Origin of the sequence: Falsiroseomonas sp. (assembly GCF_030695085.1) — a bacterium.
GTDB lineage: Bacteria > Pseudomonadota > Alphaproteobacteria > Acetobacterales > Acetobacteraceae > Falsiroseomonas.
This window is the reverse complement of the sequence record NZ_JAUYTS010000009.1, coordinates 1-24,370: the sequence shown is the minus strand read 5'-3', so window position 1 is coordinate 24,370 and position 24,370 is coordinate 1. Positions and strand designations below refer to the sequence as shown.

Below are 24,370 nucleotides of genomic sequence, written 5' to 3'. Positions count from 1 at the left end.
CCGCGCCGCCGCCGCCCGAGCGGGAGGCCGCCTTCGACCTCGACGCCAAGGCCGAGGCGGGCTTCACCTATCGCATCCGCTGGCGCGGCGAGGCGCGCTACGTGGATTACATGGGCTTCGTGCCGCGTGGCGCGAACACCGCGCCGGCCAGCGCCAGCTTCGGCGTGATCGGCGGCACGGGCGAGCGGCCGAACAACCCGGCCGGACGGCGGGCGCCGCAGCAGCCGGGCGAATACGACCTGATCATCCGCGCCGCGTCCGGCGGCATCATCGCCCGCCAGGCGGTGGCGGTGGTGGCGCCGAATATGGGGTTCGAGCCGGTGGGCTCGGTCGCGCCGGGCAGCCGCGTCGTCTTCACCTATCGTGGACCCGACCAGGCCGGTGAGCGGGTGGTGATCGCCCGCCCCGGTGACCCGCCGGGCCAATACGGCGCGGACTGGTCCTTCGGCCTGTCCAGCAGGGGGCGGAGCGGCCTGCGGGTGCCCGCCGAGCCGGGCGAGTATGAGGTGCGCTACCTGAATGCCAGCCGGACCGAGGTGATGTTCGCCCGCCGCTTCGGCGTCGGCGTGCCCTTCCAGGATGCGGATACCACCGGCGTCGCCGCCCTCGCCGCCCAGGCCGCCGCCGCCACCCGCGCCGATCCAGGTCAGGATTCGATGCCGGAGGTTGAGGCGACTTTTCGGCTGCCGGAGGGCGTGCCGCCGGGCCCCGTCACCTGGTCCGCGGTGCCGCTCGACCCTGATTTGCCGCCCGAGGCCTGGGCGCCGCAGGAGCCGGGCGCGGAGGGGCGCGGCCGCTTCCTGCCCGGCCGCTACCGGGTGACCGCGATCGCCCCCGGTGAGGTGACCTTCGAGGCCGAAATCACCATCGCCCCCGGCGCGCCGGCCAGCTTCACCATCCCCGTGGTGCCGGTGGTGGAGGAACGCCATGGCTCGACGCTGACCGGCCCCTGGCAGGTCTTCCTGATCACGCCGCACAACACGCCGCAATCGCCGGTTCCGATGCTCGGCCTGCAATTGGCGCGGGAGCGGGCCGGGCCGGTGACCGGCACCTGGACCTCCCGGCCGGCCTTGCTCGGCGCGCAGCGCGCCGGGGAGACCGGGCCGGTGCAGAGCGGGACGCTGGCGGAGGATGGCCTGCTGCGGCTGACCTTCAGCCCACCAGCCCCGCCGGGCGGCGAATTCGTGCTGTCCGTCCGCCCCTATGGCATCGGCTATGCCGGATCGATGTCAGCGGCCGGGCAGGGGGTGCGAGTGGCGCTGTGGCCGGCGGGTCATGACCTGCCGGAGCTTGGCCCGCTGCGCACGGCGCTGCACGGACCGGCGCCGTGAGGCGTGGCTAGCCCCGCCGCACCACGTAGTCCGCGGCTTGCAGGGCGGCGATGATGGCGTTGCCCTGGGTGCCGTCGCGCACCTCGACCATCAGATACAGCTCGGTGCTCTGCACGGTCGGCGCGCCGAAAAGCTGCTGGTGGTTGACCTCGATGACGTTGCCGCCCAGCGCCGAGATGCGGCCGGCGATATCGGCCAGCATGCCGGGGCGGTCCGGAATGTCGAAATGCAGCCGCAGGATGCGGCCGTCGCGCAGCAACTGCCGCAGCAGCACATTGGACAGCGCGCGGGCATCGATGTTGCCGCCGCAGATCGGGATGCCGATGTTCCGGCCGGCGAAGCGTTCGGGATAGGCCAGCAGCGCGGCGAGGCCGGCGGCGCCGGCGCCTTCTGCCACCAGCTTGGCGCCCTCGGCCAGCAGGGCGATGGCCTGCTCGACCGTGCGTTCCGGGGCCAGCACCACCTCGATCCCCATGCGCTTCAGCCAGGCGAAGGGCACTTCGCCGACATCGCGCACCGCGATGCCCTCCGCCACGGTGGGGCCGCCGACGGAGACGGGCAGGCCGGCCAGGCGCTGGTGCATGGCCGGGTAGCCCTCCACCTCCACGCCGATCACGGTGATGCCGGGCTTGAGTTCACGCGCCGCGGCGGCGCAGCCGGTCAGCAGACCGCCGCCGCCGACCGGGATGATCAGCGTGTCGAGATCCGGGAAATCCTCCAGCATCTCCAGCGCCGCGGTGCCCTGGCCGGCGATGACGGCGGCATCGTCATAGGGGTGGACGAAAGTCAGCCCGCCCTTGAGCGCCAGCTCATGCGCATGCGCCGCCGCTTCGGCCAGCGTCTCGCCATGCAGCACCACGCGCGCCCCCCAGCCTTCGGTGCGGGTCACCTTGGTGGCCGGGGTGAAGCGGGGCATGACGATGGTGGCGGTGATGCCGGCGAGCGAGGCGTGCCGCGCCACCGCCTGGGCATGGTTGCCGGCGGACATGGCGATGACGCCCGCCTCCCGTTCCCGTGCCGTCAGCAGCGCGATGCGGTTGGCCGCGCCGCGTTCCTTGAAGGCGCCGGTGGCCTGGAGGTTGTCCAGCTTGAGATGCACCCGCGCCCCGGTCGCGCGGGACAGCGCATCCGAATAGATGGTGGGCGTCCGCAGCACGGCGCCGCGGATACGGGTGGCGGCGGCGCGCACATCGGCCAGCGTGATGGATGGCGCATCCACCGCGCGCAGGCTCTCAAGCGGGGACATGATCTCTCCGGGCCGGGTCAGACGAAGCGGACGCCGGCGATCTCATACACCTTGGCGCCGCCCGGGGCCGGAACCTCCACGCTGTCGCCGACCTTCTTGCCGATCAGCGCCTTGGCGAGCGGGGAGGAGTTGGAAATCGACCCGTTCTTCATGTCGGCCTCATACTGGCCGACGATGCGATAGGTCTTCTCCTGCTCCGTCTCCTCATCCACCACCGTCACATGCGCGCCGAACAGCACCTTGTCGCCGCTGAAGCTGGTGGGGTCGATAACCTCGACGGACGGAATGACCGATTCCAGCTCGGCGATGCGGCCCTCGATGAAGGATTGGCGTTCCCGCGCGGCGTGATATTCGGCGTTCTCGGACAGATCACCATGCGCGCGCGCCTCCGCGATCGCGCGAATCACGGCCGGGCGCTCCTCGACCTTGAGCTCACGCAGCTCCTCCGTCAGTCGAGCCAGGCCTTCCGCGGTCATCGGGAACTTCTGCACGTCGCGTCCTTCCTCCGGGCATCCCGCGCCCTGTCCTGCCTTTGGCCCAGTGTCCCGGATGGGGCTGGGCTTTTGCAAGCGGATCGCGGGGCGCGCTGAAACAGGCGAGGCGGGGAAGGGGTGCTGCCCCCGCCCCGCCCGCTCAGAATGAGCCCTTAAAATAGGCCTGCAACGGCGTCACATCAAGGGTTCCGCCCTTCAGGGCCGCGATGGCGTGAACGGCGGCCCGCGCGCCGGCCAGTGTCGTGTAGTGCGGGACGCCGTGCGTCAGGGCGCTGCGACGAATGTCGAAGCTGTCGGACACGCTCTGCCCGCCGCTGGCTGTGTTGATGACAAGCTGGATGGCATCGGACTTGATCGCGTCCACGCAGTGCGGCCGGCCTTCCGCCACCTTGTTGATGATGGCGCAGTCCAGCCCGACATCGCGCAGCCTGGCCGCGGTGCCGCGCGTGGCGAGGATCTTGAACCCCATCTCGATCAACCGCCGCGCCAGTGTGACGGCGCCGGCCTTGTCGCTGTCCTTGACCGAAAGGAAGGCCGTGCCCGATTCCGGCAGCTTCACGCCCGCGCCCATCTGCGACTTCAGGAAGGCCTTCTCGAAGGACAGGTCGAGGCCCATCACCTCGCCGGTCGATTTCATCTCCGGCCCCAGGATCACGTCTACATTCGGGAAGCGATTGAAGGGGAAGACGGCTTCCTTGACCGCGACGTGGCGGGAGACGGCGGTATCGTCCAGCCCGAAGGTCTTCAGATGCGCCCCGGCCATCACCAGGGCGCCGATTTTGGCGACCGCGATGCCGGTGGCCTTGGCGACGAAGGGCACGGTGCGGCTGGCGCGGGGGTTCACCTCCAACACAAAAATCTCGCCGTCCTTGACCGCATATTGCACGTTCATCAGGCCCTTGACCTTCAGGGCCTTGGCCATCGCCTCCGTCTCCGCCTTCAGCTCCGTGATGATGGCGGGCGGCAGGGAATAGGGGGGCAGGGAGCAGGCGCTGTCGCCGGAATGAATGCCGGCTTCCTCGATATGCTCCATCACGCCGGCGACATAGACATCGCCGGTTTCATCCGCGATGCAATCCACATCGACCTCGATCGCATCGGCCAGGTACTGGTCGATCAGGATCGGATTCTCGCCCGAGACCTTCACGGCTTCCGCGCCGAAGCGGCGGAGCTGTTCCTTGGTGTAGGCAATCTCCATCGCGCGGCCGCCGAGCACGTAGGAGGGGCGGACCACCACCGGGTAGCCGATGCGCTCCGCTTCAACCAGGGCTTCGTCCAGGTCGCGGGCAATGCCGTTCTGCGGCTGCTTCAGGCCGAGCGACTTCAGCAACAGTTGAAAACGCTCGCGATCCTCGGCGATGTCGATGGCCTCGGCGGATGTGCCCAGGATGGGGATGCCGGCCTTGTGCAGCGCCTGGGACAGTTTCAGCGGGGTCTGCCCGCCATACTGCACGATGCAGCCCAGCAGCTCGCCGGATTCCTGTTCCTTGCGGCAGATCGCCAGCACGTCCTCCGCCGTCAGCGGCTCGAAATACAGGCGGTCGGAGGTGTCGTAGTCGGTGCTCACCGTCTCCGGGTTGCAGTTGACCATGATGGTCTCGTAGCCGGCATCGCGCAGCGCATAGCAGGCATGGACGCAGCAATAGTCGAACTCGATGCCCTGGCCGATCCGGTTCGGGCCGCCGCCGAGGATGATGATCTTCTTGCGGTCCGTGGGCCGGCTTTCGCAATCCGGCGCGCCGAAGCCACCCTCATAGGTGGAATACATATAAGGCGTGTCGGAAGCGAATTCCGCCGCGCAGGTGTCGATGCGCTTGAACACGGCATGCACGCCGAGCGCATCGCGCGCGGCGAAGATTTGTGCCTCCGTCTTGCCCGTGAGCTTGGCCAGGCGCGTATCGGCAAAGCCCAGTGCCTTCAACGCCCGGAAGCCATCGGCGGTCTTCGGCAGCCCTTCCGCCTTCACCTTCTGCTCGGCGTCGACAATTCGAGAAATCTCGCGGATGAACCACGGGTCGAAGCGGCAAGCCTCGTGGATTTCCTCCACCGACATGCCGGCGCGCAGCGCCTGCGCCACGACCAGCGCGCGGTCCGGCTTCGGCGTGGCCAGCGAGGTGCGGATGGCGGCGTGGCTGCCATCACCCGGCACGTCGATTTCATCGAGGCCTGTGAAACCGGTCTCAAGCCCGCGCAGGCCCTTCTGCAACGCCTCCGCGAAGGACCGGCCGATCGCCATGGTCTCACCGACCGACTTCATCGATGTGGTCAGCGTCGCCGGCGTGCCGGGGAATTTCTCGAAAGTGAAGCGGGGGATCTTCACGACCACGTAGTCGATCGTCGGCTCGAAGCTGGCCGGCGTCACCATGGTGATGTCGTTCTTCAACTCATCCAGCGTGTAGCCCACCGCCAGCTTCGCGGCGATCTTGGCGATGGGGAAACCCGTCGCCTTCGAGGCCAGCGCGGAGGAACGGCTGACGCGCGGATTCATCTCGATGACCACCATGCGGCCATCGACGGGATTGATGCCGAACTGCACGTTGGAGCCACCGGTATCGACGCCGATCTCCCGCAGGCAGGCGATGGAGGCATCGCGCATCCGCTGGTATTCCTTGTCCGTCAGCGTCAGCGCCGGGGCGATGGTGACAGAGTCGCCGGTATGCACGCCCATCGGGTCCAGATTCTCGATGGAGCAGATGATGATGCAGTTATCCGCGCTGTCGCGGACCACCTCCATCTCATACTCCTTCCAGCCCAGCACGGATTCCTCGACCAGAACCTCGGTGGTCATCGAGGCCGAAAGACCGGCGGCGACGATCTGTTCAAATTCCTCGCGATTATACGCAATACCGCCGCCGGTGCCGCCGAGGGTGAAGCTCGGGCGGATGACGCAGGGCAGGCCGACCAGGTCGAGACCCTTGCGGGCTTCCTCCATGGAATGGGCGATGGCGGATTTCGGGCTCTCGATGCCGATCTTGGACATCGCATCGCGGAATTTCAGCCGGTCCTCGGCCTTGTCGATGACCTCCGCCTTGGCACCGATCAGCTCGCAGCCATACTTCTTCAGCACGCCCGCGGCATCCAGCTTCAACGCGGTGTTCAGCGCGGTCTGGCCACCCATGGTCGGCAGCAGCGCGTCTGGGCGTTCCTTGGCGATGATCTTCTCGACCATCTCCACGGTGATGGGCTCGATATAGGTGGCATCTGCCAGGCCGGGATCGGTCATGATCGTGGCCGGGTTGGAGTTCACCAGGATCACCCGGAAACCCTCGGCGCGCAGCGCCTTGCAGGCCTGGGCGCCGGAATAGTCGAACTCGCAGGCCTGGCCGATGACGATCGGACCGGCGCCGATGATCAGGATGGATTTGATGTCGGTGCGCTTCGGCATGTCAGGCTCCGGTCGAGTTGGATTGGCGCCGCGCGCTCAGCAGCAGCAGCGGCAGGATCAGCAGGTGGGGGATGCCCCAGAAATACAGGGCGAGCGGCGCTTCCTCCCCCAGCATCAGCGTCGTCGCGCCATGCACCAGCACGGACAGCGCGAAGGCGCCGAGTGCCGCGCGCATCGGCGGCATCAGCCGCCGCAGCGAGGAGGCGACGGTGAACAGCACCAGGCCCGAATAGGCGAGCGCGAACAGGCCGAAGGCGAAGGGGATCATGTGGCGCGGCTTTCCGTGGCGAGCTTCACGGCCAGCAAGGCCAGCGCACCGCCGAGCACCCAGCGCTGCACCGCCATCCAGGTGGGGTTCTCGCCGAGGAAGCGCGCCGCCCCCGCGGCACCCCAGACCAGCACCGCATCCCACGCCGTGCAGATGGCGATCTGCACGAAGCCGAGCAGGGCGGCCTGGGCGAACAGGTTGCCGCGCGCCGGGTCCAGGAAGGGCGGCAGCACCGCCATGTAGAACAGCGCCACCTTCGGGTTCAGCGCCGCCGTGGCGAAGCCCACCCAGAACAGCCGCGCGCGCGGTTCCCGCGGCATCCTGCGGGCGGCAAAGATCGGCTGCCCACCCGGCCGCACGCTCTGCCAGGCCAGGTAAAGCAGGTAGGCGGCGCCGCCGATCCGCAGGATGTCCCAGGCATAGGGCACCGCCAGCAGCGCCGCGGTGATGCCGGCAGCGGCGCAGACCATGATGGTGAAGGACCCGAACTGGCAGCCGACTAGCGAGACCATGCCCGCCCCGGTGCCCTGCGCCAGCGAGCGCGAGATCAGGTACAGCATGTTCGGCCCCGGCGTGACCGCGAGGCCGAGCGACAGGGCGGCGAAGATGAGGAGCGTGTCGGGGGAGGGCATGGCCCTGTCATCCCGCCTTGCGGGTCTCGATCATGCCGACAAAGCGCTGGAACAGGTGGTGGCTGTCCGTCGGCCCCGGCGAGGCTTCCGGGTGATACTGCACCGAAAACGCGGGCCTGGTGCTGCTGGCGATGCCCTCATTGCTGCCGTCGAACAGGCTGCGATGCGTCACTGTCACGCCGTCCGGCAGGCTGGCCTCATCCACCGCGAAGCCGTGGTTCTGGCTGGTGATTTCTACCTTGCCGGTAGCCAGTTCCTTCACCGGCTGGTTGGCGCCGCGATGGCCGCGGTCCAGCTTGTAGGTCCTGGCGCCGAGCGCGAGCGCCAGAAGCTGATGGCCGAGGCAGATGCCGAAGACGGGAAGCCCCGTCTCCAGCACGCCGCGGATCGCCGGCACGGCGTAGGCGCCCGTCGCCGCCGGGTCGCCCGGGCCATTCGACAGAAAGACGCCATCCGGCTTGTGGGCCAGAATATCCTCGGCGGTGGCGGTCGCCGGCACCACGGTCACGGCGCAGCCGGCCGCCGCCAGGCAGCGCAGGATGTTGCGCTTGGCGCCGTAATCCACGGCCACCACCTTGAAGCGCGGCGCGGATTGGGTGGCGTAGCCCTGGCCCCAGGCCCATTCGGCCTCGTCCCAGCTATAGGATTGGCGGGTCGAGACTTCCTTCGCCAGATCCATCCCCACCAGCCCCGGCCAGCCCTTGGCCTGCGCCACCAGCGCGGGAATGTCGAAACGGCCATCGACCGGGTGCGCCAGCACGCCATTCGGCGCGCCACCATCGCGGATGCGGATGGTCAGCGCCCGGGTGTCGATGCAGGCGATGCCGGGTACGCCATGCGATTTCAGCCAGTCATCCAGATGCCGCGTGGCGCGATAGTTGGAGGGCTCGGTCAGGTCCTGCTTGACGATCAAGCCGCGCGCGGCCGGCGTGATCGCTTCGATATCCTCGGCATTGGCGCCGACATTGCCGATATGGGGGAAGGTGAAGCAGATGGTCTGCCCGGCATAGGAGGGGTCGGTCAGCACCTCCTGATACCCGGTCATCGAGGTGTTGAAGCAGATTTCGGCGACCGTCGTGGTCTGCGCGCCAAAGCCGCGGCCCCAGAAGACGCTGCCATCGGCCAGCACCAGGGCGGCGGTCGCACCAGTCGGGGGGGTGTCGGTCTGGCTCACGGGGCGGGTCTCCGGATGCGGGGCGGGGCGGGGGGTGCTATCCCCCTGGGAAGCTCCCTGGGACGCCCCCTGGGGCAGGTCAGTGAGGCTAAGGCCGGTGGCGGCCAGGATGGCGGACCAGTGCTTGGCCGGCACGGCGCGGGCCTGGCGCCACTTCCGCACGGCCTCCGTGCCGATGCCGAGGCGCTGGGCGGCCGCTTCCGGCCCGCCCATCTGGGCGATGATCTCTTCGACGGTGCGCATGGCCAAAGAATGTGGGAATTTTCTTCCCAAAGCAAGCGCGCCAAGTGACTGGGAAGATTTTTCCCAGACGCCGCCGCGTGCTATGACTCGGGAACAAGGAGAACCCCCATGGCCGACGACCTCCGCACCCGTTTCACCGCCGAGCTGAAGACCGCGATGCTGGCCAAGGACGCGCCGCGCGTCTCCGGCATCCGCATGATCACCGCCAAGCTGAAGGACGCCGACATCGCCGCCCGCCCCTCCGGCGTGGAGAAGGTGCCGGATGACCAGATCATCTCGATGCTGCGTGGCATGGTGAAGTCCCGCACCGAGAGCGCCGTGATGTACCGCCAGGGCAACCGCCCGGAGCTGGCGGAGAAGGAGGAGGCGGAGATCGCCATCATCGAATCCTTCCTGCCGCAGCAGATGGATGAGGCCGCGATTCAGGCGGCGGTGCAGGAGGCGGTGGCCGAATCCGGCGCGCAGACCGTCAAGGACATGGGCAAGGTGATGGCCGTGCTGCGCGCCAAGCACGCCGCCAGCCTGGACATGGCCAAGGCCGGGCCGCTGGTGAAGGCGGCGCTCGGCGGCTGAGCCGCAATCAGCCCAGCTGGACGGTCACCGGCACCACCACCACCTCGGCGCCGGGAATCATCGCCTCCAGTTCCCGCGCCATCTGCCGCGCCACCTCCGCCACTTCGCCGAAGGGGCGGCTGGGGGCGAAGCCGAGGGCGATCTCGATATGGGCGCGGCCGCCGGATTGCCGGGACCGCACCCGCTCCAGCGTCTCATAGTGCTGGAAATGCGCGCCGAGGCTCTTGTTGATGGCGCGTTGCAGCCGTTCCTCCAGGGCGCGGTCCAGCAGGTCGGGCAGCGTCTCCCGCAGCATGGTCAGGCCGATGCCGCACATCACCGCCGCCACCAGCAGCCCGCCCGCCAGATTGGCGATCCAGGCTAGCTGGGTGCCGGGCCAGTTCGTGGTGATCGCCACCGAAGCCAGCACCAGCACGGAGGTGACGAGCTTGCCGAGCCGCGCCTGCACCTGCCCCGCCATCAGCAGCGAGGTTCCATCCCGCGCGGCACGCCACAAGGCGAGGAAGGCCGCGCCGTTCAGCACGACATTGACCGCCGCCAGCACCTGCGCCGCCATCAGCCAGGCGCCGCTGCCCGGCGGAAGCGGTCCGGCGAGCCAGGCGCCGATGGTGCGCGTCACCACCCAGACCGCGCCCAGCAGCAGCAGGCTGCCGACCAGGAAATTGGCGAAACGCTCCAGCTTGCCGCTGCCGTAGTCATAGCCGGGCAGGTGCCCGCGATGCACCCGGCGCATCGTGGCCAGGATCCACCAGCCGAGCAGCATCAGGATCCCACCCCTCAGCGTCTCCGCCAGCAGGGGCAGGGAGGCGGCGCCGACGGACACCACGGCATAGCCCGCCAGCAGGGCGGTATCGGCCGCCAGGCTGAGCCCCAGGGACCATTCCCGCCGGCGTGACTCGGGGCTGACCATCCAGAAGATCCCATTTCATTCAATATACGATATGATCAATGAGGATTGTCGCTTTGCGTCGGCGATGCAACAGCCTCGCCGGTATGGCCGCGCGCCATCCGCGTTGCCGATCCTTGGCGCGCCGCGGTGAAGAAATCGGCAAGCCACCCATTCTCCCACCCGGGTCCGGTGCTAAAGAGGGCGGCACCCATGGCCCTGCCCCCCAACTTCCTCGAGGAGCTGCGTGCGCGGACTCCGCTGGCCCCGCTGATTCAGCGGAAGACGCGGCTGACCAAATCCGGGCGGAACTGGAAGGGCTGCTGCCCCTTCCACGGCGAGAAAAGCCCCTCCTTCTACGTCTATGACGACCATTTCCACTGCTTCGGCTGCGGCGCGCATGGCGATGCCATCAGCTTCGTCATGCGCGCCGAAGGCCAGGGCTTCCCCGAGGCGGTGGAGCGCCTGGCCGCCGAGGCCGGGATGCAGGTGCCCCAGTCGACGCCGGAGGCCGCCGCCCGCGAACGCCGGGCGCGGGACCTGTATGGCGTGCTGGAAGCCGCCGAGGCCGCCTTCCGCCGCCGCCTGCGCCTGCCGGAAGGCGAGGCGGCGCTGGCCTACCTCAAGCGCCGCGGGCTGAGCGAGGACACCATCGCCAGCTTCGGCCTCGGCTGGTCCGGCGGCGGGCGTGGCGTGCTGGCGGCGGAGCTGAAGGCGGATGGCATCACCCCCGGCCAGCTGGCGGAGGCCGGGCTGGTGCGGGAACGCGAGGATGGCGAGGGCTTCTCCGACCTGTATTTCAACCGCGTGATCTTCCCGATCCGCGACCGGCGCGGGCGCGTGATCTCCTTCGGTGGGCGCATCCTGGGCGATGGCCAGCCGAAATACGTCAACGGGCCGGAGACCAGCCTGTTCTCCAAGCGCCGCAACCTCTACGGCCTGGACCTGGCGAAGGAAGGCGCCTTCCGCGGCGCTCCGGTCGTGGTGGTGGAGGGCTACATGGACGTCATCGCCCTGCACCAGGCCGGCTTCACCGGCGCCGTCGCGCCGCTCGGCACCGCGCTGACCGCGGAGCAGATGGAGGAGCTGTGGCGCCTGACGCCGGAGCCGGTGCTGTGCTTCGACGGCGACGCCGCCGGCGGCCGCGCGGCGGCGAAGGCGGCGGAGGCGGCGCTGCCACTGCTGACCACGGAACGCAGCCTAAAGCTGGCCACCCTGCCGGCGGGGGAGGACCCGGACACGCTGGTCTCCCGCCGCGGCCCGGCCGGCTTCACCGCGGTGCTGGACGGTGCCAGGCCGCTGTCGGAGGCGCTGTACGCGCTGCTGACCGAGGGCCGCCCCGCCACCACGCCGGAACAGCGCGCGGCGCTGCGCAACCGGCTGGCCGCGGTGGCCAATGCCATCCCGGACAAGTCCCTGGCGGCGGAGTACCGGCGCAGCCTGCTCGACCGTTTCTTCGCCGCAACGCGCGCCCAGCCCGGCCGAGGCCCGGGCGCGGGCCGCAAGCCGCCAGCCGCCCCGCGCGCGCGCCCGGCTATCACGCGGGAGCGGACGCGCAGCGAGCAGGCGGCGACGCTGATGGCGCTGACGCTGCGCCACCCCTGGCTGTTGGGGGAGGTGGAGGAATGCTTCGCCGCGGTCGATCTCGGCGACGCCAAGCTGGCCCATTGCCGAGACCTTGTTCTGGCCTGGCTGGCAGAGGGCCACGAACTTGACTCAACCCGTCTGATGGACCAACTCGCCGACAGAGGGATGGTGGAGCTGACGACCGGCCTGATGCGTGGCGCGGGCGTGCCGGAAGCCGCCTCCGTCAATGCCCAGCCGAAGGACGCGCTGGACGCGTGGTGGCACTTCTACGGCCTGCTGCGCGGCAGGGCGGAGTTGGAGGAGGACCAGGCCCGTGAGGGGCGCGCATGGGTCGAGGCGACCGATCCGGTTGCCCAGGCCCGCGCCCAGCAGCGCATCATCCGGCTGACGATGCTGCTGGAAGCGCAGCACCGGGGAGAGATGGCGGAGGATGCGGCAGGCCTGTCCGGATTGCAGGACGGGCAGGCCATGGGTGGGCATTGAGCGGCGCCATGGGTGGACCTCAAGCGGGCGCGCCATGGCGGGAATTGAGCGGGCGGGCATTGAGCGGGCGCGGTGGCGCGGGTAACGGGCGAAGTCGCGCGGGCAGGTCGGGCAGAAGCCCGGCCACGCCAGGGCGCCGTTGACGGAGCGGAGAAAGCATGGCGAGCAAGGCCGCGAATGGCGCCGACACGGCAGAAGGACGCGACGAGGCGGTGGAAGGCGTGCTGCTCGATACCCTGACGGCCGCGGTCAAGAAGCTGATCGCCCGCGGCAAGGAACGCGGCTACGTCACCTATGACGAACTCAACGCCGCGCTGCCCTCCGAACAGGTGTCCTCCGAGCTGATCGAGGACACGATGGCGACGCTCAATGAGCTCGGCATCAATGTCGTTGAATCCGAGGAAAGCGAGGACGGCGAGGCCGCCGCCGAGAAGCCCGCCGCCAAGGCCGATGACGACGACAAGGACGAGGAGGAAGGCGGCGGCAATGTCGATGAGGCCAATCTCGGCCGCACCGACGACCCGGTCCGCATGTATCTCCGCGAGATGGGCAGCGTGGAGCTGCTGTCCCGCGAGGGCGAGATCGCCATCGCCAAGCGGATCGAGGCCGGGCGGGACATGATGATCGGCGGGCTCTGCGAAAGCCCGCTTACCTTCAAGGCGATCGTCGCCTGGCATGACGCGGTCAAGGAAGGCCGCATGCTTCTCCGGGATGTCATCGACCTGGAGGCGACCGCCGGCGCCAATACCCCCGAAGGCACGCCGCCGCCCGAGGAGGAATATGAGGAGGGTGACGAGGCCGCCGAAGGTGTCGGCCTCTCGCTCTCGGCGCTCGAGGAAAAGCTGAAGCCGGAAGCCCTGGTCGCCTTCGAACAGATCGAGAGCCTGTTCGGCAAGCTGCAGAAGCTGTCCTCCAAGCGGATGGATGCCTACACCTCGGGCGGCGAGAATTCGCAGCGCTCCGAGAAGACCTATGAGAAGCAGCGCCAGGAGCTGGTGGCGCTGGTGGAGAAGGTGCACCTCCACAACAACCGGATCGAGGAGCTGGTCGACCAGCTCAAGGGCCTGAACCGCCGCCAGACCACGCTGGAGGGCCAGGTGCTGCGCCTGGCGGAAGCGCAGAAGGTCAAGCGCGAGGAATTCCTGGAACAGTGGCGCGGCAGCGAGCTGGATCCGGGCTGGTTCGAACGCATCAGCAAGTTGCAGACGCGCGGCTGGAAGACCTTCGTCGCACGGTCGAAGGACGATGCGGAGGCGATCCGCGCCGAGATCGCCCGCGTCGCCGCCGATACCGGCCTGCCGGTGCCGGATTTCCGCCGCGTCTACCAGACCGTGTCGCGTGGCGAGCGGGACATGACCCAGGCGAAGAAGGAGATGATCGAGGCGAACCTGCGCCTCGTCATCTCCATCGCCAAGAAATACACCAATCGTGGCCTGCAATTCCTGGACCTGATCCAGGAGGGCAATATCGGCCTGATGAAGGCGGTGGACAAATTCGAGTACCGCCGCGGCTATAAATTCTCGACCTACGCCACCTGGTGGATCCGGCAGGCGATCACGCGCTCCATCGCCGACCAGGCGCGGACCATCCGCATCCCGGTCCACATGATCGAGACGATCAACAAGCTGGTGCGCACCAGCCGCCAGATGCTGCACGAGATCGGCCGCGAGCCGACGCCGGAGGAGCTGGCCGAGAAGCTCGGCATGCCGCTGGAAAAGGTCCGCAAGGTCCTGAAGATCGCCAAGGAACCGATCAGCCTCGAGACGCCGATCGGCGACGAGGAGGACAGCCACCTCGGCGATTTCATCGAGGACAAGAACGCCATCATCCCGCTGGATGCCGCGATCCAGTCCAACCTGCGCGAGGCCACCACGCGGGTCCTGTCCAGCCTGACGCCGCGTGAGGAACGCGTTCTGCGCATGCGCTTCGGCATCGGCATGAACACCGACCACACGCTGGAGGAGGTCGGCCAGCAGTTCAACGTGACGCGTGAGCGCATCCGTCAGATCGAGGCGAAGGCGCTGCGCAAGCTGAAACACCCCAGCCGCAGCCGCAAGCTGCGCAGCTTCCTGGACAACTGAGCCATGGCGACGGCGGCGCGCACCGGCACGCGTGAACCGGCGCAGCGGATCGAGGTGGATGTCACTTTCCTCCGCATGGACGCGCCACCCGCCGGCACCCGGCCGGACTTCCCGCCCGGGGCGAACGTGGTGCGGCTGCCCGCCTGCTCCGTGCCCTTCTACCGCTATCTGTATGACACGGTCGGCCGCGACTACGTCTGGTGGCTGCGCCGCACCGTGCCGGATGCCGAGATCGCCGCGCTGCTGGCGCGGCCGGAGATCAGCATCCATGTGCTGTACCAGGGCGGTGAGCCGGCGGGCTTCTACGAGCTGGAACGCCGCGGCGCGGAGCACGGCACCAACCTCGCCTATTTCGGGCTGATGCCGCATGCCATCGGCCGCGGCGTGGGGCGTGCGCTGCTGCGTCACGCCATCGACAGCGCCTGGGCGGAAAGCCCGCGCCTGCTGACGGTGAACACCTGCACCGCGGATCACCCCCGCGCATTGCCGAACTACGTCGAGGCTGGCTTCCGGATCATGCGGACGTTGCGCGAGGTGTGGCCGGTGCCGCTGCGCCTCGGCCTGCCGATCCCGGAGCGGCTGCGCGCCGGTTGAGCGTGCGGCAACCCCCCCCAAAGGCGAGCAGATGCTGATGACCATGGCGATGCCGGACGACGCGCTGCGGACCCTGGAGGCCAAGGCGGAGGAGGCTGCCCGCCTGCTGGGCGCGCTGGCGCATGGCAAGCGGCTGATGGCGCTGTGCCATCTGGTGGAGGGCGAGAAATCCGTGGGGCAACTCGCCGCCCTGATCGGGCTTTCGCCCACCGCGCTGTCGCAGCATCTGGGCCGCATGCGCGACCTGCGGCTGGTGGAGACGCGGCGCGACGGCCAGACGATCCATTACCGCCTGGCGAGCCCCGAGGTGGAGGCGGTGCTGGAGACGCTGTACCGCCTGTATTGCGCGCCGAAGCCGAACTGAACCGGCCTGCCCGTTCAGGCCGGGTTGGGGGCCAGCTTGTCCTGCGTCTTCGTCTCGAAATCGCTGGCATCGTGGCGTTCGTGCAGCTGGCTTGAGGGCTCGCCCTGCACGCGGTTGACCATGCGGCCGCGCTGCACGGCCGGGCGGGCGCCGATCAGGTCCGTCCAGCGGCGCAGGTTCTTGTAGTCCTGCACCTGCAGGAATTCCGCCGCATTGTAGAGCCAGCCATTCACCAGCCCGCCATACCAGGGCCAGACGGCGATATCGGCGATGGTGTAGTCCGGGCCGCCGAGGAACTCGGATTCCGCCAGGCGGCGGTCCAGCACATCCAGCTGGCGCTTCACCTCCATCGCGAAGCGGTCGATCGGGTATTCCATCTTCGACGGCGCATAGGCGTAGAAATGCCCGAAGCCGCCGCCGAGATAGGGCGCGCTGCCCATCTGCCAGAACAGCCAGGACAGGCACTCGGCCCGTGGTGCGGCCTCCGTCGGCAAGAAGGCGCCGAACTTCTCCGCCAGATGCATCAGGATGGCGCCGGATTCGAAGACCCGGATGGGGGTGGGGCCGCCGCGGTCGAGCAGGGCCGGGATCTTGGAATTCGGATTGACGCCGACGAAGCCGCTGCCGAACTGGTCGCCCTCGCCGATGCGGATCAGCCAGGCATCGTATTCCGCGCCGGTATGGCCCGCCGCCAGCAGCTCCTCCAGCATCACTGTCACCTTCACGCCGTTGGGCGTGGCCAGGGAGTAGAGCTGGAGGGGGTGGCGGCCGACGGGCAATTCCTTGTCATGGGTCGGGCCGGCGATGGGGCGGTTGATGTTGGCGAAACGGCCACCATTGGCCTTGTTCCAGGTCCAGATTTTGGGCGGGGTGTATTCGGGGGTGTCGCTCATGCGGGCGGGGGTCCTGACCATCTTGGGATGGTAGGTGAGCGCGGTGTGGCGGCAGGGCAAGGGCGTGGAGCGGGCGGGGGGAATCGAACCCCCGACATTCAGCTTGGGAACGCAATAAAAGCCGTGGTCTCTTTGGCTTTTTCCCGTTGGGACCTTGTGAATCCTTGGGTGATGAGCGGACCGCGGCATTCAGAACTACGTCCGATTTGTCATCGGGTTTCGGCCTGTACCGCCCCCCAAGACTCCTGACGAGGCGGTTATGGCGCCATCGTCATCACCTCAGTTGGCCGGCTGTGCCGCCTTCGCGACCTTCATGACCACCAAGCCCAGCCGCCAACCCGCCGTCGTTATGCGGCCGAGGTGACCGCCGCCGCGCCTTGATCCTGCCCGTCCCGAGATCGGTGCGTGCAGCAAAGGTCAGCACCGCAGCCGCGGGATGCGATGCTGAGGTCCGGCATGATCATCACCATCATGGACGCGCTGAGTGGCTCCATTCGTGTCTGGACGTGTCCGTGGCGCCGGTCTCGGGATAGTGGCCGGGTTCGATGTTCTTACCCGGCATGAAATGCACGGCTCTTGCTGGTTGCTTCCTAAGTCCGTCTTCGGTCATCGGACCGGCGGCCAAAGGTGACCATGACCGCCGCGGTGCGGCAGCCATGCCAGCAGTCTCGCCAGTGGCGACGGCGATAGCAGAGGCGGCTCCGGGGCAGCGTGGCTACTGCCATCGAGGCCACATTCACATCGGCAGCGGCAGCAGGGGAGGCGCCGGCAGGCTGGAACAGGCCGCTGGCCAACGCTTCCTGATGACCACGATATCCCATAAGGATCAATGGGTTAGTTCGAATTTTCCCGTTGACCGTTCCGGGTTGGAACATGCATCTGGGGCCTCATCAACCACCGAGATCGGCCAAATGAACAAGGAACGCCGCCTCCGCCTCAGGGAGGCACGGAAGCTGATCGAGCGCGCGAGGGAGATTGTCTCCGCGTGCGCGAAGGATGAGCGGGCCTGCTTGAACGCTATGTCTATTAGGGTTCAATTCGGTGATCGTGGCCAGCAGGTCGAAGTGGCTGCTGAGGACCTTTACGACGCGGCAAAGGCTCTGGATGAGGTGGGGCGGTCCATTGCCGAGGCGGCTGCGTGACCCGGCCAACCCGGGGACCGCAGTCCATCAGATGGTCAAGGCCCCAATCCGCATGTGCCTGCACCAGCCGCCTTGTGCGGTTGTGCAGGCACATAGAGACGCACAACGCACAGAACCGAAAATGGCCGATTTCTGCCAGCATGGTCAGCACCTTCGAGGACGTGGTTCAGCGGCTCCACATTGCCCGGTGCCGACAACATGCCGGCGCATAGCGGAACACCACCCTTGTGACGTCATCCCGACCGCAGCAGCGCGTCGAAATCGATTTCCTTCTGGAATCGTCTGGCCGACCGGGTCGGCAGCATTGCCACCACGGTCCGGCAGCATGCCGAAGCGCCTCACCTGTGGCGACGGCGGCCCACCCGGAGACAGACGGCCGCGGGATGCGACGCCGAGGGCGGCATGGTCGGCACCACCAAAGACGCGGTTCGGCGGCTCCATGGCGTCTGGTGGAGGCGGCCACGGCGCCAGTCCCGGGAAGCTGACCGGGTCGGGCCCGAACCGTGCGCGGCTGCCGATGACCGACCGGGCACCCTCCCCACCTCATGATCACCAAGCCCGGCCGCAGGTCGCCGTCATCATGCGGCCAAGTAGGATCACTGCCGCCCTTCGATCCTGTCCGTCCTGAGTTCCGCGGCTGCGGCGGAGATCACCACTGCGGCTGCGGGATGCGACGCCGAGGGCGGCATGTTCGGCAGCTTCCGGGACGCCGGTCGGCGGCTTCACGGCGTCTGGAGGCGTCCGTGGCGCCGGTCCCGGAGATGCTGGCCGGGAGCCGACGCCCCGCACCGAGCATCGATCACTCGAAATGCCGGTCGTCCCGGAACGCCAACCTCGTGACGCCAGCCAGACCGCTTCCGCCGCGTCGGCATGATGGCCCCTGCGCGGGGCGGCAGCCGGCCTTCGGCCTCACCTGTGTCGGCCACGGCTGCGGTTGCAATGCCGACGAGGGCGGCATCTTCGGCACGGCGTCAGACGGCTTCACGGCGTCCCATGTAGACGACCACGGTGCCGCACCCAACGATGCCGGTCGGGTGGGCCTCGAAACGCAGATGCCCGGGCGGTGGCTGGCTGAGCCCTCTGCCGCGACCCTCATGTACATCAAGCCGTCAGCGGATCCGGCGCCGTCATGCGGCTGAGGGTGGCCAGCGCCGCCCGCCTTTGATCATGTTGATCCCGGGATACGACGCCGTTGGCGCACGGCCGGCACCTTCAAGGACACCGGTCGGCGGCTCCACGATGTCTGGATGCGGACGTGGCGCCAATCCGGGGGATGCCGACCAAACCAATATCTCAATCCTTATGCGGTGGGACGCTTGGCACGCTGGGCGTCCCGGAGCACCACGGTCCTGACGCCGTCCGGGCCGCCTCCGGCGCGTCGAGAACTGGATCCACCTCGGGATCAGCAGGTGGCCAACTGAGGTCGACCATGATGACCACCGCGGCCGGAAGCCATGCCGGGGGCCTCACCTGTGGCGATGGCGGCCGCGGATGCGATGCCGATGGTCGTTATCTCATGGCCGCTGGTCGGCGGCTCCTCCGCGTCAGGTTGGAGGCGACCATGGCGCTGCATCCCGGGGGTGCCGATCAAGTGAGCATCGAACCGTGAAGGCTCGGCTGCCGATGGCCGGCCGGGCATCCCTTCCGATCGCCATGGACATCAAGCTGTTCGCGGATCCGGCCTCGCAATGCGGCCGGTGGGTAACCATCAACCCGCTTCGCTGATACGGCCCATTCGCAGCGCCGGAACCCGCCGAACTGAGGTTCGGCAGCAGCAGAGCGTCGGTGAGCCAATACCGCCTGCCGGCCCGAGGCCTGCGATTCTCGAACGTAAGCATGACCGGGCTGGAAGCAGAATCATAGCGGCATGCACACAAGCAACAAATCGCTTGCGTCTCCAGACTCAATGCTGCATATATGCAGCATGAATGAACATTCGAAAGGGGAACAACCTACATGATAGACGACGTTGGTTCCAACAAGCGCCTCTCGGCGGTGATCAGCCGCCTCCGGTCCGACCTCCAAACCACGCAGGCCGAGGTGGCGCGTGAAGCCGGTATCGACCAAAGCCGGGTCTCCCGAATCGAAAAGGGCGACGTATCTAACCCGGCCGATATCGACAGCGTTCTGAAGGCGTTAGCGGCGCTGGGCTCGAAGGACGCAGCGGACTACCGTGAATTTGCCGAGCGCGAATGGGTCTACATCGAGCCGCCCGGCTTCTGGAACCCGCAACGCGTCGTGCTCGAACAGACCGAGGAGGTGCTCGGCAATGTTGACGAGTTCCTCAGCGACGAAGACCGACCGTGGCCGCTCCGCCGCGCCATCGAAGGCCACAAGGCCACCCTGCTGCGCGGCGCAGCCTACCTGAACAAGCTTTCGCATAATCTCGCCTTCATCGGCGATATCGGTGTCGGCAAGTCAACGGCTCTCGCCTTTGCCTTCGATCTGCTTGCGCCGGCGTCGTCGGTGTCAAAGCCAATGGAGCGTCCGGTACTGGAGACTGGTGCGGGCGGCACCACGATCTGCGAAGTGCATATCCGCCGCGGCCCGGAATATGGCATCTCGATCCAGCCTCTCGCGGATTCTGAACTTCGCAATCTCGTCGCCGATTTCTGCGCTGCAAAGTGGGCGACCTTCAAGAGTGAAGACAAGGCGCTGCGCGATGCGGCGGCGGTAAGCCGTGAAAGTGAGCGGGCGATCCGCAACATGACTGGCTTGATCCGCAAGTCTCAGCGGGACGCTGGCAAGACCACCTACCAAGATCCGGCACAGGACCTCGCCACCACCTGCGGCACTGAGGACGAATTCCGTATCCGGGTGCTCGAACTTATGCGCCTCGGAGAGCGGACTCGCCGCGACATTTGGTATGAGCCGTCGCTGCGGGCTCAGCCGATGGAATGGCTGGCGAAGACCTTCCGCGAGGTCAATAACGGTCGGCTGTCCGATGTAGGCCTGCCGAAATCCATTGATCTCTTGATCCCGACCTTCGGCAAGGAGTTCGGCGAACTCGATATTACCGTCATCGACACCAAGGGCGTAGACGACGTGGCCGTGCGGGAGGACCTCGACGTGCGCCTGAAGGACCCACGCACAGCGGTCGTGTTCTGCTCCAAGTTCAATGACGCTCCGGGCTTGGCCGGCAAGACCCTACTCCAGCACATGCGGCAAACATTCTCCGAGCCGCTGACCGCAGGCAAGGTGAGCATCATGGCCCTCCCGCGCCCGGACGAAGCGCGGGCCATGAAGGACGATCTGGGCGATACGGTCGAGACCGATGAGGACGGCTATTCCCTCAAGCGCTTGCAAGTCGAGAACGACCTGAGCGCCTCAGACCTACCAGAAATTCCTGTCTTGTTCTTCAACGCGCAGTCCGACGCGCCGGGCACGATCCGTGATGACCTGCTAAGTCAGTTGAGCCGCATGCGAGAGACTGCCGCTGACCGACTGCTCGACCTCAGCGCCGCCGTTGACGAAATCCTGACCAACCATGAGCAGCAACTTCTTGTCTTCGCGGTCGAGGAGGTCGCTAAGCGGCTTCGCACCTTTCTTATGGCCCACCGGAAACTCGGTGCCCGCGAGCGGCTCGCCCATCAGGACGCCATGACGACAATTCGGGGCGTGCGCTACGCCTCGACGCTTTGGGCGGCTACTCGTCGTAACGGCGACTACTCAGGCCTGAACATCATGCATCAGGTCGGGGTCGGCGCGGCGCGCGATGCTGTGCTTCGCAGCGCGCGGTGGTTTGCCTCGTTGGAAGACACCCTGAAGGCGCTGAAGCAAGACAGCGGGCTCGACATCGCGGCCCGCACCATTGAGCAGATTGGCAAGAGCGCGGCCACGTCCCGCATGGCCTTCCTCGAAGCGGTTCAGCGTGCAGGAATGGAGGTTTACCACGAGCCGCTGTCCGGCTCGGAGGTGTGGAGCGCCTGCGCCGGCGAGTGGGGCCGGGGGCCGGGCTTCAAGGTCAGGGTAGCGGACAAACTGGATGCTTGGTTCAACGAAAAGGACGATCTCAAGGAACGGCTTGACGACATGGTCAGTACGCTTTGGGAAACGGCCGTCATTGCGCCGCTGATGCGCCTTGCAGACGAAGCCGCACCCGAGCCCGGCGCGGCCTAAAATGTCGCTGCTCCGCAACATCTGCGGGTTCTCCAGTAAGAGGTCAACACCGCGGCAACATCACGCTGATGATGGAGATGCCGATGGCGCTCGTAACGCCGCTAAGGCGGCTCTACAGGCCGCCATTGAGGTCGCTGGTGAGCTTGTGGTGAAGCTGCGGAATCGACGCTGAAGGCTACGAGGTCCGGTACCGCCGGACCCCGCGGTCTTACCGTGATGCCACGCTAACGCCGAGTTTTCGCAAGCAGTGCAAAGGTTTGACTCATTTCGTTTCAAAGCTAGAATTTCCGCCCGTGAAAGGATGACATGATGGCCGCAGACGATGCCTACGAAGAAGCTGGCCTTGAAGTTACGGATGAGATGAGGCTCTGGGCCGGCCTGAAGTTGAAATTTGATCGGGAGTTTCCCAATCAGCCGGGCGGCAAGACGCTGGTCGACGAGACAACCGGCATCTCCTACCGACGCGCCTTTCGGAAGCAGCAATCGAACAGCCGCAAATCGTCGCGCTGGATGCTGGACTTCATCATCACCAAGCCAGACGGAACTGTCACAACAGTCGAGGATCCGGCGGGCCCCAACCGGCGCAGTGATCCGGCTCGGAATTGGGGTCTGGGCCGGGAGTAAGTCGGGTGAAGGGACGGTCTATCGTTGTGCAGCGGGTGCAGCGCGCGACGCCCCGGGTGCCGGCCAAGGTGCCAGTCATCAATGTCACCGAGGACGGCCGCAAAGGCCGCCTCTTACTGCTGGTCGGTCCGCTGCCCGATAAAAGAATCGACCGCTGCATGCTGTTCAGGCGTGAAGTCGGTCATGCCGCTACCCCTTCACGGCTCATCAGGTACTCAGCAAGATCGCGCAGGTCTGTCGGGCCGCCAACCCGGGCCGACACGATAGCTGCATGTGGACCGACGGCCGCGATGATGTCGCCGAGGCTCATGCGGCCGACCGACAGCGGACGCTCACCGAACAGGATCTCGTATCGGAGCCCGCTGATCGACCAGTACTGGTCGGTATCTACCTGTGGAATGCCCTCAGCCGCCAGTTCCCGAACCACGATATCGACCGACATTGACTCGTACTCGCGCTCCTCCGCTTCGCGCTCAGAGTGCGTTCGCGGCGCCGGACCTGCCTGCATGACAGGCATCGAGCGCGTGATGCTTTCCAGCCAACCCAGAACGTCGAGAGGTTGACCCGGGACGTCATCGAAAAACGAAGCCGCCGGGTCGGGGTCCGCGGCACGCATCGGCATCCCGAAGAGGTTGGCCGCCGACATCTTGCGGTCGAAACCGTGCACCGGCTTCCCGCTGGCGTTCGCCTTCGCGATGAACCCCATTTTTGCTAAACGCTTGAAGAGCCGGTTCAAAAGTGCGGTGTAGATCTCGGCATCAACGGCATGCGTGAGCGGGATGTATGCCCGCCAGCGTGGCTTCGCGGCCGTGCTCGACGACGTGTTGACGATGGTCATCCGGATCCCGGGGAACAGTTGCGAAAAGTCTTCCCGGGACAGATCCCCGGAATCGTTGTCGAGCACCATTACCTTGGCGTGCCGAACGTTCGCGGCACCGCGACCCGCGGGGTCCATTTCAGACGGGACGAAATGCGCATTCGTGGCCTTGGTCAGGTCACTCGCGGACCACCAGTCACGCAAAAACTCCGACAATTCGTTGAAATCGTTCACGTTGACCGCGCTAAAGGGGGTCACGCTGTGCAGGGAATCGTAAATCGTTATCGAGGTCGAAAGGGGAGACGGAGAACCACTATAGATAGAGTGTTTCACGTCTCCCCCCTTGAGAGCCTCAATCGAGGCCATGAGGCGTGCCCGTTCGGCTCCGCGACGCTTGGAGATTTCCGCGGCATTGGTCTCGTGGATCCGCGGTCTCCCGCCCTCGCGGGGTTCCGGGATCTCGACCCCCGCCAAGACCTCGGTGACGTAACCGCTTTTCTCGACACGGCAGCCCGGATAGTCCGCTGCAAGTGCAAGCGCGGTGTCACGATCCATGACGACCCACGTGACTGCCTCATGCCAGTCGAGATTTCGGATCGACGTGCGCGCACCTTGTTGACCAATGGTCGAGGTCTGAATCGCGTTGCGCACAACCTCGCCGGGGAGGCCGAGCCAATCGAGAAACCGGAATGCCGCCGGGGTTGGATTGTTCGCGGGCATCAGGACCGCGTTGTTGATATGCTGCCAGCAATTCATTCCATGCGCCACGAAGGGGATCCGCTCTGCGGTCGGGGTGTAGTCGGGCGGTGGCGCGAATGGATCCGACTCGATATCCGCGTTGGCAGTCCAAACGAACTCTCCCCGGCCTTCCATCTCCATCATGGCAGCGGCCGCGGCGACCTGCTGAACGGTCCGACCATCGCTCAGTACGGTGTCGCGGAACCGCTTAGACCATGGCCGATCGAAGAGGTGCTTGATGGTCAGGCGCGGGCCGCCCGGGTGCACCGTGTACCGGAGATGCTTGTCGAGACGATCGTCCGTGACGAAATCGACGTCGGTCCAAATGTTGCGCATCGGGGCCCGGTGAATGTCAGCGGACATGATCAGCACGTCGCCGAACTGCTGGTAGATGTCCGGCTTCATTACAGCGTGGAAAATCAGTTGGCGTCGGCTCTTGTCGCCCTTGCCGGTCAGGAGGTTCCGCGCTTGCTCGATTTCAACGTACACGTTCCAGTCCATCGACAGGACATGATGCGCCGTCTCTCGAAGGACCTTCGCGATATCGTCGTCGGTGTTGACCTTCCCCCCTGCCTGGGATCCGCGTGTGATGGGAGAGTTGGCCTCCTTGGAAGGAGGCAGGGATGCCGAGGAAGCGTCACACGGCGGAGCAGATCATCGGGCTGCTGCGGCAGGCTGAGGTGGAGCTGGCACAGG

The 24,370-nt window shown here is 66.9% G+C and carries 18 protein-coding genes; 9 read left to right on the top strand and 9 right to left on the bottom strand.

Annotation, left to right across the window (positions count from 1 at the left end):
• Positions 1 to 1,331, top strand: a 1,331-nt coding sequence (locus Q8S40_RS00890) for a hypothetical protein (RefSeq protein ID WP_305668921.1), incomplete at its 5' end; no start/stop codon positions are given.
• Between the two features lie 7 nt (positions 1,332 to 1,338).
• On the opposite strand, the gene Q8S40_RS00885 is transcribed toward Q8S40_RS00890, so the two are convergent.
• The 6 genes from Q8S40_RS00885 to carA form a co-directional block, all read right to left on the bottom strand.
• Positions 1,339 to 2,577: a threonine ammonia-lyase gene (locus Q8S40_RS00885; protein ID WP_304814333.1), complete on the bottom strand. Its 1,239-nt coding sequence runs from the start codon at positions 2,575 to 2,577 to the stop codon at positions 1,339 to 1,341.
• Between the two features lie 17 nt (positions 2,578 to 2,594).
• Positions 2,595 to 3,068, bottom strand: a complete 474-nt coding sequence (gene greA / locus Q8S40_RS00880; RefSeq protein WP_305668920.1) for a transcription elongation factor GreA — start codon at positions 3,066 to 3,068, stop codon at positions 2,595 to 2,597.
• A 142-nt stretch (positions 3,069 to 3,210) separates the two neighbouring features.
• Positions 3,211 to 6,456, bottom strand: coding sequence for a carbamoyl-phosphate synthase large subunit (carB, locus tag Q8S40_RS00875; RefSeq protein ID WP_305668919.1), 3,246 nt, complete (start codon positions 6,454 to 6,456; stop codon positions 3,211 to 3,213).
• Position 6,457: 1 nt separating this feature from the next.
• On the bottom strand, positions 6,458 to 6,724 hold the full coding sequence (locus tag Q8S40_RS00870) for a hypothetical protein (RefSeq protein WP_305668918.1): 267 nt from the start codon (positions 6,722 to 6,724) through the stop codon (positions 6,458 to 6,460).
• Complete coding sequence (locus tag Q8S40_RS00865; RefSeq protein ID WP_304814340.1) at positions 6,721 to 7,356, bottom strand: LysE family translocator; 636 nt, start codon at positions 7,354 to 7,356, stop codon at positions 6,721 to 6,723. The genes Q8S40_RS00870 and Q8S40_RS00865 overlap by 4 nt, the downstream gene beginning before the upstream one ends.
• A gap of 7 nt (positions 7,357 to 7,363) precedes the next feature.
• A complete protein-coding gene (carA, locus tag Q8S40_RS00860; RefSeq protein WP_305668917.1) occupies positions 7,364 to 8,773 on the bottom strand; it encodes a glutamine-hydrolyzing carbamoyl-phosphate synthase small subunit in 1,410 nt (469 codons plus the stop codon).
• A gap of 108 nt (positions 8,774 to 8,881) precedes the next feature.
• On the opposite strand from carA, the gene Q8S40_RS00855 reads away from it, so the two are divergent.
• Complete coding sequence (locus tag Q8S40_RS00855) at positions 8,882 to 9,346, top strand: GatB/YqeY domain-containing protein (RefSeq protein ID WP_304814343.1); 465 nt, start codon at positions 8,882 to 8,884, stop codon at positions 9,344 to 9,346.
• Positions 9,347 to 9,353: 7 nt separating this feature from the next.
• Here Q8S40_RS00855 and Q8S40_RS00850 read toward each other — a convergent pair whose 3' ends face one another.
• Entirely contained in the window at positions 9,354 to 10,256 is a 903-nt protein-coding gene (locus tag Q8S40_RS00850) for a cation diffusion facilitator family transporter (protein ID WP_304814345.1), read from the bottom strand.
• Between the two features lie 189 nt (positions 10,257 to 10,445).
• Here Q8S40_RS00850 and dnaG point away from each other — a divergent pair, with 189 nt between their 5' ends.
• The 4 genes from dnaG (at position 10,446) to Q8S40_RS00830 (ending at position 15,341) form a co-directional block, all read left to right on the top strand.
• Positions 10,446 to 12,302 (top strand): DNA primase, encoded by a 1,857-nt coding sequence (gene dnaG, locus Q8S40_RS00845; RefSeq protein ID WP_305668916.1) that lies wholly within the window; start codon positions 10,446 to 10,448, stop codon positions 12,300 to 12,302.
• 158 nt (positions 12,303 to 12,460) lie between these two features.
• Entirely contained in the window at positions 12,461 to 14,383 is a 1,923-nt protein-coding gene (gene rpoD / locus Q8S40_RS00840; RefSeq protein ID WP_305668915.1) for an RNA polymerase sigma factor RpoD, read from the top strand.
• Positions 14,384 to 14,386: 3 nt separating this feature from the next.
• Entirely contained in the window at positions 14,387 to 14,977 is a 591-nt protein-coding gene (locus Q8S40_RS00835) for a GNAT family N-acetyltransferase (protein WP_304813642.1), read from the top strand.
• 31 nt (positions 14,978 to 15,008) lie between these two features.
• Positions 15,009 to 15,341, top strand: coding sequence for an ArsR/SmtB family transcription factor (locus Q8S40_RS00830; protein ID WP_370690818.1), 333 nt, complete (start codon positions 15,009 to 15,011; stop codon positions 15,339 to 15,341).
• A gap of 14 nt (positions 15,342 to 15,355) precedes the next feature.
• Here Q8S40_RS00830 and yghU read toward each other — a convergent pair whose 3' ends face one another.
• Complete coding sequence (gene yghU, locus Q8S40_RS00825; protein WP_305668914.1) at positions 15,356 to 16,234, bottom strand: glutathione-dependent disulfide-bond oxidoreductase; 879 nt, start codon at positions 16,232 to 16,234, stop codon at positions 15,356 to 15,358.
• Between the two features lie 911 nt (positions 16,235 to 17,145).
• Between yghU and Q8S40_RS00820 the strand changes: the two genes are divergently transcribed.
• The 3 genes from Q8S40_RS00820 to Q8S40_RS00810 all read left to right on the top strand — a co-directional run bounded on the left by Q8S40_RS00820 (position 17,146) and on the right by Q8S40_RS00810 (position 22,119).
• A complete protein-coding gene (locus Q8S40_RS00820) occupies positions 17,146 to 17,376 on the top strand; it encodes a hypothetical protein (RefSeq protein ID WP_305668913.1) in 231 nt (76 codons plus the stop codon).
• A gap of 1,956 nt (positions 17,377 to 19,332) precedes the next feature.
• Entirely contained in the window at positions 19,333 to 21,495 is a 2,163-nt protein-coding gene (locus Q8S40_RS00815; protein ID WP_305668912.1) for a helix-turn-helix domain-containing protein, read from the top strand.
• A 309-nt stretch (positions 21,496 to 21,804) separates the two neighbouring features.
• Positions 21,805 to 22,119, top strand: a complete 315-nt coding sequence (locus Q8S40_RS00810; protein ID WP_305668911.1) for a hypothetical protein — start codon at positions 21,805 to 21,807, stop codon at positions 22,117 to 22,119.
• A 181-nt stretch (positions 22,120 to 22,300) separates the two neighbouring features.
• Here Q8S40_RS00810 and Q8S40_RS00805 read toward each other — a convergent pair whose 3' ends face one another.
• A complete protein-coding gene (locus tag Q8S40_RS00805) occupies positions 22,301 to 24,175 on the bottom strand; it encodes a hypothetical protein (RefSeq protein ID WP_305668910.1) in 1,875 nt (624 codons plus the stop codon).
• Positions 24,176 to 24,370: the final 195 nt, after the last annotated feature.